Annotated in this window: 7 protein-coding genes and 2 pseudogenes; 7 read left to right on the forward strand and 2 right to left on the reverse strand. The window is 69.1% G+C overall.

Annotation, left to right across the window (positions count from 1 at the left end; genetic code table 11):
• Positions 1-558: pseudogene (locus tag RT323_RS14350) on the forward strand (hypothetical protein); the annotation flags it as partial.
• Between the two features lie 56 nt (positions 559-614).
• Positions 615-2,297 (forward strand): energy-dependent translational throttle protein EttA, encoded by a 1,683-nt coding sequence (ettA, locus tag RT323_RS14355; RefSeq protein ID WP_313409673.1) that lies wholly within the window; start codon positions 615-617, stop codon positions 2,295-2,297.
• 85 nt (positions 2,298-2,382) lie between these two features.
• Here the strand turns inward: ettA and RT323_RS14360 are convergent, their stop codons facing one another.
• Positions 2,383-2,871, reverse strand: coding sequence for a MarR family transcriptional regulator (locus RT323_RS14360; RefSeq protein WP_313409675.1), 489 nt, complete (start codon positions 2,869-2,871; stop codon positions 2,383-2,385).
• 111 nt (positions 2,872-2,982) lie between these two features.
• Here RT323_RS14360 and RT323_RS14365 point away from each other — a divergent pair, with 111 nt between their 5' ends.
• Complete coding sequence (locus RT323_RS14365) at positions 2,983-3,519, forward strand: YceI family protein (protein WP_313409677.1); 537 nt, start codon at positions 2,983-2,985, stop codon at positions 3,517-3,519.
• Between the two features lie 185 nt (positions 3,520-3,704).
• Here the strand turns inward: RT323_RS14365 and RT323_RS14370 are convergent, their stop codons facing one another.
• Entirely contained in the window at positions 3,705-4,307 is a 603-nt protein-coding gene (locus tag RT323_RS14370) for a TetR/AcrR family transcriptional regulator (RefSeq protein ID WP_313409679.1), read from the reverse strand.
• 90 nt (positions 4,308-4,397) lie between these two features.
• Here RT323_RS14370 and RT323_RS14375 point away from each other — a divergent pair, with 90 nt between their 5' ends.
• The 4 genes and pseudogenes from RT323_RS14375 to RT323_RS14390 form a co-directional block, all read left to right on the forward strand.
• Positions 4,398-5,543 carry an acyl-CoA dehydrogenase family protein gene (locus RT323_RS14375; protein ID WP_313409681.1) on the forward strand — a complete coding sequence of 382 codons (1,146 nt, stop codon included), beginning with the start codon at positions 4,398-4,400 and terminating at the stop codon, positions 5,541-5,543.
• A gap of 80 nt (positions 5,544-5,623) precedes the next feature.
• On the forward strand, positions 5,624-6,841 hold the full coding sequence (locus RT323_RS14380; RefSeq protein ID WP_313409683.1) for an acetyl-CoA C-acetyltransferase: 1,218 nt from the start codon (positions 5,624-5,626) through the stop codon (positions 6,839-6,841).
• Positions 6,838-7,593 (forward strand): SDR family oxidoreductase, encoded by a 756-nt coding sequence (locus RT323_RS14385; protein WP_313409685.1) that lies wholly within the window; start codon positions 6,838-6,840, stop codon positions 7,591-7,593. The genes RT323_RS14380 and RT323_RS14385 overlap by 4 nt, the downstream gene beginning before the upstream one ends.
• 256 nt (positions 7,594-7,849) lie before the next feature.
• Positions 7,850-8,866: pseudogene (locus RT323_RS14390) on the forward strand (3-oxoacyl-ACP synthase); the annotation flags it as partial.

Consider the following 8,866-nt stretch of genomic DNA (forward strand, 5'->3'; position numbering starts at 1 on the left):
ATCTCGCCGTCCGTCCAGCGCGCACGAGCCGACCTCGCCCTGCGCGAGGCGGCCGAGCAGGCCACCCAGGGCATGTCCCGGTCGTGGCGCGCCTCCGTGCTCGACGCGGTCGCCGGCGACGGTGCCCGCGACGTGATCGAGGAGCTCGACGAGGCCGTGGCCTCGGTCGACCTCGGACTCAAGCACCGGCCCGCCTGGTGGACCGCCGTCGGCTTCCTGCAGTGGGCCACGTTCATCGCCGTCCTCGTGGGCGTCGCGTGGGCCGTGGCCGCGGTGGCGGGCCTGGTCGATCCCGACCCGTGGGTCGGGGCGCCGCGTCCGCTGGGGATGAGCCTGCCCATCGTGCTGATCGGGGGAGGCCTGCTGTTCGGGGTGTTCCTGACGGTCGCCTCGCGCTGGCTGGGAGCCGTGGGCGCCCGGCGAGCAGGCGCCCGGGCCGAGGAGCGCCTCACCGAGGCCATCAACCGCACGACCGAGCGTGCCGTCGTCGCCCGGCTCCGCGCCGAGCTGGAGCGTTACGAGCGCTGGCGTCAGGGACTGGCCACCGCCGGGCAGTAGCCGGATCGTCCCTCGCGGGCTGAGGTTCCGCGTCGCTGGCTAGGCTGGGGGTCATCATGGCTGACTACGTCCTCTCTCTGCGCAATGTCCGCAAGGCCCACGGCGACAAGGTCGTCCTCGACGACGTCTCCCTCTCGTTCCTGCACGGGGCGAAGATCGGTGTCGTCGGACCCAACGGCATGGGCAAGTCGACCTTGCTCAAGCTGATGGCCGGCCTCGACCAGCCCAACAACGGCGACCTCGTCCGCGACCCGGATGCGTCCGTCGGGATGCTCCAGCAGGAGCCCCCGCTGACCGAGGGCAAGACCGTCCTCGAGAACGTCGAGGAGGCCGTCGCCGACATCAAGGGCAAGATGAAGCGGCTCGAGGAGGCGTACGCCGAGATGGGCGAGCCCGACGCCGACTACGACGCCCTCATGGCCGAGACGGGCGACCTGCAGACGTTCCTGGACAACACGAACGCGTGGGACATCGACAGCCGCCTCGAGCAGGCCATGGACGCGCTGCGCTGCCCGCCCACCGATGCGCTGGTCGACAACCTCTCCGGTGGTGAGCGCCGCCGCGTCGCGCTGTGCAAGCTGCTGCTCCAGCAGCCCGACCTGCTGCTGCTCGACGAGCCCACCAACCACCTGGACGCCGAGAGCGTGCAGTGGCTCGAGGGACACCTCAAGGCCTACCCGGGCGCCGTCCTGGCCGTGACCCACGACCGGTACTTCCTCGACAACGTCGCCGAGTGGATCGCCGAGGTCGACCGTGGCCAGATCCACGGCTACGAGGGCAACTACTCGACGTACCTCGAGACCAAGAAGGACCGTCTCAAGATCGAGGGCCAGAAGGACGCCAAGCGCGCCAAGATGCTCGAGCGCGAGCTCGAGTGGGTCCGCTCGAACGCCAAGGGCCGCCAGACGAAGAGCAAGTCGCGTCTGGCCCGCTATGAGGAGCTCGCCGCCGAGGCCGAGAAGGCCCGCAAGATCGACACCACCGACATCAACATCCCGGCCGGCCCGCGCCTGGGCGACCTCGTGCTCGACGCGAAGGGCCTGACCAAGGGCTTCGAGGGCCGGACGCTGTGGGACGAGATCAACTTCTCGCTGCCGCGCGCCGGCATCGTCGGCGTCGTGGGCCCCAACGGCGTCGGCAAGACGACGCTCTTCCGGATGATCACGGGCAACGAGGAGCCGGATTCCGGCTCGCTCGAGGTCGGCAAGACGGTCAAGATCAGCTACGTCGACCAGAACCGCGCCAACATCGACCCGAACAAGAACGTCTGGGAGGTCGTCTCCGAGGGCCTGGACTTCATCAAGGTCGCGAACTTCGAGATGAACAGCCGCGCCTACGTCGCCTCGTTCGGCTTCAAGGGCTCGGACCAGCAGAAGAAGGCCGGCGTGCTGTCCGGTGGTGAGCGCAACCGCCTGAACCTGGCGCTGACGCTCAAGCAGGGCGGCAACATGCTGCTGCTCGATGAGCCCACCAACGACCTGGACGTCGAGACCCTGTCGTCACTCGAGGACGCGCTGCTCGACTTCCCCGGCTGCGCCGTGGTGACGTCGCACGATCGCTGGTTCCTCGACCGCATCGCGACGCACATCCTCGCGTGGGAGGGCACCGAGGACCAGCCCGGCAACTGGTTCTGGTTCGAGGGCAACTTCGCCTCCTACGAGGCGAACAAGATCGAGCGCCTCGGCGAGGAGGCGGCCCGCCCGCACCGCGTCACGCACCGCCGCCTGACGCGCGACTGACCGAGCCCGCCCCCGGCGGGCACGATGTGTAGAGCTGCGTACCTTTTTCAGCCGAAGAGGGTACGCAGCTCTACATATCTGGGGCTCAGAACGTACGGCCGCCGATCGCGTCCTGGATCGCGTCCATCACGCGCTGGGTGGCCTGCAGGTCCTCGTCGGAACACTGGTCGACCAGGTACTCGCGCACCCCCCGCACGTGGGTGTGCGCGGCGGTCGCGAGCAGCTCGAAGCCCTTGTCCGTCAGCACGGCGGTGACGCCGCGACCGTCGGTGCCGCACTGCGTCCGGACGACGATGTCGTCACGCTCGAGCCGGCTGATCGTGTGGGTGATGCGGCTGCGCGAGTGCGACAGCGCCGCGGCGAGGTCCGCCATCCGGATCGACCGGTCCGGTGACTCCGAGAGCCTGACCAAGATCTCGTACTCCGACATCGACAGGCCGTGCTCGTTGCGCAGATCGCGGTCGAGGCGGTCCATCAGCACGGTCGTGCCACCCAGGAACGAGCGCCAGGCCTGCTGCTGCGAGGCGTCGAGCCAGCGGGTCTCGTTGACGGAGGCGATGGGCAGATCGGTCATGTGAGTTAGTTTACAACTTCAACGACTTGATTGAAAGTTCAACCATGGTGTAACGTCAATCTCGTTGAACGATCAACATCACGATCAACCACAGACTTCAGGAGAAATCACATGAGCGACGTCACCCCCGGCACCTGGCAGCTGGACCCCACCCACACCGAGATCGGCTTCACGGTCCGCCACATCATGAGCAAGGTGCGCGGCAAGTTCGAGAAGTTCGAGGGCACCATCGTCACCGCCGAGAACGTCGAGGCCTCGAGCGCCACCGCCACGATCGACCTCTCCTCGATCAACACCGGCACCGCCGACCGCGACGCGCACCTGCGCTCGGGCGACTTCTTCAACGTCGAGTCCACCCCGACCATGACGTTCGTGTCGACCGGCGTCGTCCGCAAGGGTGACACCGACTTCGTCGTCACCGGCGACCTGACCATCAAGGACGTCACGAAGCCGATCGAGCTGGCCGTCGAGTTCCTCGGCGAGGGCAAGGATCCGTGGGGCGGCACGCGCGTCGGCGTCGAGGCCACCGGTCAGATCAGCCGCAAGGACTTCGGCATCGACTTCAACATCCCGCTCGAGGGCGACAAGGTCATGATCGGCGACAAGATCTCGCTGCAGATCAACGCCGAGGCCGTCCTCCAGGCCTGAGCCTCACCCAGACCCGATGGGGTCCGCGGCGCCTTCCCCCGGGGCGTCGCGGGCCTCTTCGTCTTTCGGGGACGGCGGTTCCGGCCACTTTTGGAACGGGATTGCGTCCAGCACCGCCATTCGCGCGGAATCTCGCACCAAAAGTGGGCGTGCGGCGCGGACTGGGCAGTGGGGGGCGGAGGGCGTCAGGCGGCGGCGACCATGCGCACGGCGAGATCGCCGTGCAGCTTCGCGATCTGGTCGGGCGTGATCTGGCCCTCGGGGTGGTACCAGCGGACCAGGTCGATGCTGAGCGACAGCAGCGCGAGTGCCGTGCCCTTGACGTCGCTCACCGTCAGGACGCCGGCATCGATTCCGGCCTCAAGGGCGTCGCGCATGATCTTCTCGTTGGCGCGACGGTGGCCGGCGATCTCGGCGCGGTGCTCGGGCGTGAGCGCGTCGAACTCGTACTGGACGATGCGCCCGACCCGGCTGTTGATCGCGTGCCAGCGGCTGAACTCGGACACGATCGCGCGGACGCGCTCGACGGTGTCGTCGGCCGACGCGGAGGCTCGTTCGGCGACCTCGACGGCCGAGCGGTGCCCGCGGCGCGAGATCTCGAAGAGCAGCTCCTCCTTCGTCGCGTGGTGCACGTAGACGGCGGCCGGGCTCATGCCCGCCCGGGCTGCGATGTCGCGGGTCGTGGTCCCCGCGAAGCCCGACGTGGCGAACGCCTCGACGGCGGCGTCCAGCAGCCGTTCACGCGTCGCGGCGGAACGGTCACGGCCGGGTGCCGGGTCGGTGCTCATGGTGGACAGCATGACGCAGGAATGTCACACTAAGCAAGCGCTTAGTCACCTGCGGGTCGCTCCCGCCATCGTTCCGCGCGAGAGGACAGCATGGACCGCACCATCTACTCGGCCGACCACGAGGACTTCCGGTCGTCGTGCGCCGCGTTCCTGGACAAGCACGCCCGCCCGTACTCCGACGAGTTCGTCGCCGCGAAGTCGTTCCCGCGCGAGTTCTGGACCGCGGCGGGCGCCGAGGGTTTCCTCGGACTCGAGATCCCCGAGGAGTTCGGCGGGGCCGACGCCGGCGACTTCCGCTTCAACGCGGTCCTCGCCGAGGAGCTCAGCAAGGTCACGGCCGCGCTCGCGTCGTGCGTGAGCATCCACACCGACATCGCCGTTCCGTACATCGTCGACCTCGGCACGCAGGAGCAGAAGCAGCGCTGGCTGCCCGGCTGCGCCGACGGCTCGATCCTGACCGCCATCGGCATGACCGAGCCCAGCGGCGGATCCGACCTCGCCGCGCTGCGCACGACGGCGGTGCGCGACGGCGACGAGTGGGTCATCAACGGCTCGAAGACGTTCATCACGAACGGCTTCTCGGCCGATCTCGTCCTGACCGCCGTGCGCACCTCCCCGGAGAAGGGCGCGAAGGGGATCACGCTGTTCGCGATCGAGGCGACCGACGCGGGCTTCAGCCGCGGACGCAAGCTCGACAAGGTGGGCCAGGAGGAGTCCGACACCGCCGAGCTGTTCTTCGAGAACGTCCGGGTCGGCGACGACCGCGTCATCGGCGAGGTCGACCGCGGGTTCATCTACATGATGGAGCGCCTGCCGCAGGAGCGGCTCTCGTGCTCGGTCTCGAACGTCGCCCATGCCAAGCAGATCCTGGCCGAGACGATCCAGTACTGCCACGACCGCAAGGCCTTCGGACAGCCGATCGGCTCTTTGCAGCACAACAAGTTCCTGCTCGCCGAGCTGGTCACGAAGATCGAGGTCGCCGAGTCGTACGTCGACGCGGCCGTCGCCGCCCACGCCGAGCGCAACCTGACGTCCACCGACGCGGCGAAGACCAAGTGGTGGACCTCGGAGGTCCAGAACGACGTGCTCGACCACTGCGTGCAGCTGCACGGCGGCTACGGGTTCATGAACGAGTACCGCGTCGCCCGCGCGTGGCGCGACGCCCGCGTGACCAAGATCTGGGCCGGCTCGAACGAGATCATGAAAGAGCTCATCGGCCGCGACCTGGGCTTCTAGCCACGTCCCGGCGCACAGCCGTCCCTCCCGCCACTGATACCGCCCAACTGAGTACAACGAACCGAAAGCCAGAGGACAAGATGACTGAAGCAGTGATTGTTTCCACCGCGCGCTCGCCGATCGGCCGTGCGGGCAAGGGGTCGCTGAAGGACATGCGTCCTGACGACCTCGCCGTCCAGATGGTCGAGGCCGCGCTGGCGAAGGTGCCGGGCCTGGACCGCAAGGACATCACCGACCTGCACCTGGGTGTGGGCCAGCCGGCCGGCGAGGCGGGCCACAACCTGGCGCGCGCCGTGGCCGTGCTGTCGGGCATGGACCACCTGCCGGGCGTGACGGTCAACCGTTACTGCTCCAGCTCGCTGCAGACGACCCGGATGGCGTTCCACGCGATCAAGGCCGGCGAGGGTGACGCGTTCATCTCCGCGGGCGTCGAGACCGTGTCCCGCTTCGGCAACGGCTTCGCCGACCTGCCGGGCACCGAGAACCCGCTGTTCGCCGAGGCCGTCGCGCGCACCGCCAAGCGCGCCGAGGGTGGCGCCGACACGTGGACCGACCCGCGTCAGGGCGGCTCGCTGCCGGACCTGTACATCGCGATGGGCCAGACGGCCGAGAACGTCGCGCAGCACCTGGGCATGAGCCGCCAGGAGCAGGACGAGTTCGCCGTCCGCAGCCAGAACCTCGTCGAGCAGCGCATCGAGGAGGGCTTCTGGCCCAAGGACATCACGCCCGTCACGCTGCCCGACGGCACCGTCGTGAACAAGGACGACGGCCCGCGCGCCGGCACGACGCTCGAGGCCGTCAGCAGCCTCAAGCCCGTGTTCCGCCCCGACGGCACCGTCACGGCCGGCAACGCCTGCCCCCTCAACGACGGCGCCGCCGCCGTGGTGATCATGTCCGACACGAAGGCCAAGGAGCTGGGCCTGACCCCGCTCGCGCGGATCGTGTCCACGGCCGTCACCGGCCTGTCGCCCGAGATCATGGGCCTGGGCCCGGTCGAGGCGATCCCGGCCGCGCTCAGGAACGCCGGCATGGGCATCGACGACATCGACCTCTACGAGATCAATGAGGCCTTCGCCGTCCAGGCGTGGGGCTCGGCTCGCGAGCTCGGCATCCCGATGGACAAGCTCAACGTCAACGGCGGCGCGATCGCGGTCGGCCACCCGTTCGGCATGACCGGCGCGCGCATCACGTCCACGCTGATCAACTCGCTGCAGTGGCACGACAAGCAGTTCGGTGTCGAGTCCATGTGCGTCGGCGGCGGCATGGGCATGGCCATGGTCCTGGAGCGGCTGTCGTGACTGAGGGCCGCTTCGCGGGCAAGGTCGCGATCGTCACGGGCGCGTCGCGCGGCATCGGCCTCGGTGTCGCGCAGCGCCTCGTGAACGATGGCGCGAAGGTCGTCATCACGGCGCGCAAGACCGAGGCCCTCGAGGCCGCGGTGGCCGAGCTGGGTCCGGACAACGCGGCCTGGGTCGCCGGTCCGGCCGACGACACGGCGCACCAGGACGAGGCGATCGCCAAGGCGGTCGAGTACTTCGGTGGTCTGGACTTCCTGGTCAACAACACGGGCATCAACCCGACCTACGGGCCGATGATCGAGATGGACCTCAACGCGGGTCGCAAGATCTTCGAGGTCAACGTGCTGGCCGCGGTGTCCTGGGCGCAGAAGGCGTACGCCGCCTCGCTCAGGGACAACGGGGGAGCGATCGTCAACATCGCGTCGATCGCGGGCCTCAAGCCGGCTCCGATGATCGGGATGTACGGCGCCTCGAAGGCTGCGGTGATCCACGTGACGCAGGAGCTCTCGCTCGAGCTGGCTCCGGCGGTGCGGGTCAATGCGGTCGCCCCGGCCGTCGTCAAGACGAAGTTCGCCGGCGCGCTGTACGAGGGACGCGAGGAGGAGGTCGCCTCGGCGTACCCGATGAAGCGCCTCGGCGAGCCCGAGGACATCGCGGGCGTCGTCACGTTCCTGCTGTCCGAGGACGCCGCGTGGGTCACGGGCCAGTGCCTGACGATCGACGGCGGTCTCACGCTGACCGGCGGGGTCTGAGGACGTCCGCCTCGAGCGTCCCGGTCGCTTCGGCGGCCGGGACGCTCGTCATTTCTGGGGCGCCTGTCCCGCTTTTCCTCGATTTTCGACTGGCACTTGTCCCCAATCTGTGCGTAACACTGTGTGCAACGCAGAGTTACACAACCCACCAGTCCCATCGAACACAGGCGCCTCGCTTGTCAATGTGACATGAAACATGAGGCAATCCTCAGATCAAAGATGAGGAATCCCTCATGTTTATGCCATGATGGGGGACATGACGACGCTCGACACCTCTGTGCCCTCCGTCCACGCCACCCACCGCACCGACAGCCTGCTCGACGACCTGCGCTCCGGGACGCCGTGGGCTCTCGTGTTCGGCGGCCAGGGAGGGGCCTGGCTCGAGCCGCTCGCCGAGCTGGTCCGTGACTTCGCGCTCGATGCCGAGGTCGCCGACCTGGCCCGCCGCGCCGATCGCATGCTCGCACCGGTCGCCACGGAGCTCGCCCGCGTGGGCGTGCCGTTCGATCCGATCGCCTGGGTCGACGTGCTGGCCGTGGGGGAGTCCGCCGAGGACGACGACGCACCCGGACTGCCCGTCGACGTGACGTCGCCCGCCGCCTCGGTGCCCGGCATCGTCCTCGCCCAGCTGGCGGGCCTGCACGCGCTCTCGCGTCAGGGCCTCGACGTCAACGCCCACCGGCCGGTCGCCGTGGCCGGGCACTCGCAGGGTGTGCTGACCGCCGAGGCGCTCGCCGGCGTCCCCGAGGTCGAGGTGCTCGCCCTGGCTCGTCTGATCGGTGCCGCCGCGCAGCTCGTCGGCCGTCGTCGTGGCCTGCTCGGCGACACGATGCTGGCCGTCTCGGGTGTCGTCCCCGAGCGCGTCGAGCAGATCGTCGACGGGACCGGCGCCGTGTGCCGCATCCGCAACGGCCGCCGCTCCGTCGTGCTGTCCGGCCCCGCGTCGGCGCTGGCCGCCGCGACCGCTCGCCTCGAGCAGGTCGCCGCGCAGGAGAAGGACGAGCGTGATCGCAAGGTGACCGGCGGAGCTCCCTTCGCTCCCGTCATCGAGCCCGTCGGCTCGGCGCTCGCGTTCCACCACCCCGACCTCGCGGACGCGGCCGACCTGGTCGCCGACTGGGCCGCCCGGATCGGCATCGACGCCGACCACGCGCGCCGCATCACCCAGCGCTCGATCATCGACCCGGTCGACTGGGTCGCCGAGATCACCGGCGCGCTCGACGCGGGCGCCCAGTGGGTCCTCGACCTGGGCCCCGGCGACCTGGCCTCGCGC

Origin of the sequence: Aeromicrobium sp. (assembly GCF_032084975.1) — a bacterium.
GTDB lineage: Bacteria > Actinomycetota > Actinomycetes > Propionibacteriales > Nocardioidaceae > Aeromicrobium.